This is a genomic window from Brevibacillus sp. NL20B1, from assembly GCF_018195675.1.
GTDB classification, from domain to species: Bacteria; Bacillota; Bacilli; order Brevibacillales; family Brevibacillaceae; genus Brevibacillus; species Brevibacillus aydinogluensis.
Genome location: NZ_JAGTPT010000056.1, coordinates 1 through 1,706, shown reverse-complemented (window position 1 = coordinate 1,706; position 1,706 = coordinate 1). Strand labels below are relative to the sequence as shown.

Annotated in this window: 2 protein-coding genes and 1 pseudogene; all 3 read right to left on the bottom strand. The window is 44.7% G+C overall.

Annotated features, from left to right (window positions below; all coding sequences use genetic code 11):
• Positions 1 to 97 precede the first annotated feature (97 nt).
• Entirely contained in the window at positions 98 to 364 is a 267-nt protein-coding gene (locus tag KDN35_RS19720; RefSeq protein ID WP_212133754.1) for a preprotein translocase subunit TatA, read from the bottom strand.
• A gap of 412 nt (positions 365 to 776) precedes the next feature.
• Entirely contained in the window at positions 777 to 1,082 is a 306-nt protein-coding gene (locus tag KDN35_RS19715; protein ID WP_122906943.1) for a hypothetical protein, read from the bottom strand.
• A 16-nt stretch (positions 1,083 to 1,098) separates the two neighbouring features.
• Positions 1,099 to 1,706, bottom strand: a pseudogene (locus KDN35_RS20030) (hypothetical protein); the annotation flags it as partial.

Sequence of the window (1,706 nt, the reverse complement as noted above, 5' to 3'; positions counted from 1 at the left end):
GACATGCTTTCCAAACAGCGCGGCTAGTTGGTCAATCTCATTTTGAGCGAGTACCTGCTCCCGCCTCATCAACGTGACGACAATATCCAACGGTAGTCTATTCATTGTCTTCACCTCCCCCCTTGCGGGCGGCGGCGAGGAGTTCTTGCTCCGCTTTCCATTTACGCCATTGTTGATACTGCTTCTGTGCTTCCTGCTCATCATAGCCATGTTGTACTAGAGCGTTTACGATTCTCGGCGGGATGGCGGGAGTGTGCCCATATAAACAAGCCTTCAATCGTTGAAACGATAAGTCGTGCAACACGGCAAATGATACCTGCGATACTCCCAGCATAGAGATGCATTCTTTAACTGGATGGTTCATGAGCATAACCCCCTCTATTAGTTTTTGTCTCTAATAGATTAGGCGGCTACCGCTAGAGGCTAACACATATGTATACCCACCGCCATCCAGAGAGTAGACAGCAAGTCATTATTGACTTTGTCACAATACAGCAACGAAAGCATGAACTGCTATCCTGTAAATCCTTACGGAATTCTAGCGTCATACGTGGCACTCTACAGCACCATGACACGCCATTTTGCGGCGGGGCGGGCAGTGTTCTGGTATCTCCCCTGCTCCCAATCCTCAGAAATGCCTAGCTTCGCTTTCTCACGAGCTTAACATTGGCGGTGCGTGTTGCGCATGGCATTGCCCTTACGGGCGGGCACAGTTCCAGAACGCAAAGAGAAACCCCAGACGTAGTTGATTACACGTTTGGGGTAAAAGTGACTTTTTAATTTGCAACGTCTCTAATATTTCCAGCAACCCTCTTAACCAATTCGTGAATTTGGTCTAAATGCCAAATGCAATCTGAAAGTTTCAAATGTAGGTGAATTAGGTTCTCAACAATTGTATCGATATCGTCGCTGTTTACACATTTAAGCTTCCCAACCAACACCTCTATCTGCCTAGGTAGCTCAGAAAATTCATCTAGATTTTCGTATTCCTCTGTGAATTCACTTTCAGAAATAATTGGTGTCTTCACACGAGAATTTAAATCTTGTAGTAGTTGGAGAATTCTTCTTAAGCTTTCATCCAATGCTATCAGCCTCCCATTACCATTTTACCGTTCTTCCTTGCTTTAATGCTTGCTCAGTTTTACTCACATTAAGAGTTCCGTCTAGGTTCAAAACTGCTTTCACTTTACCTCTACTATCCACAACTTCAATATGATCGTAATGGAGTGAGTCTAGATAAAATCCGTCTCCTTTTTTGAGATATGGATTTTGAACCTTTTTATCGATTCGATAGATAGATTGTCCATTGTAACGAGCACTAGTCTTGGTAGCAGAATTCTCAAGAGACTTACCAAAGTCTAATTCAAAAAACTCCTTCATGTTGTTTACTTTACTTATCCCCTGAGTAACCGCCTTACCTGTATTTTTGATAGAAGCTGCTGCCGCCCCTGCTAATGGAGCTGCCAATCCTAAATCAGGAACATCCCCATGATTCATGCCAACCGTATTATTAAATGTGACGATAGCTGTCGGAAGAACTTCCTCCTGTAACTTCGCTGGTACATACTTCCTCACTGCATCTTCTGGCTCTATTCCCTCTGTGTATGCCCTCCGTGCAGCAACCCCTGCCCAATGCAGGTACTCTTCTTCTGGTGATGTAAAGCCACCGATTCCTCCCGTTCCTTCGTCCACGTAGTGACCGCTTG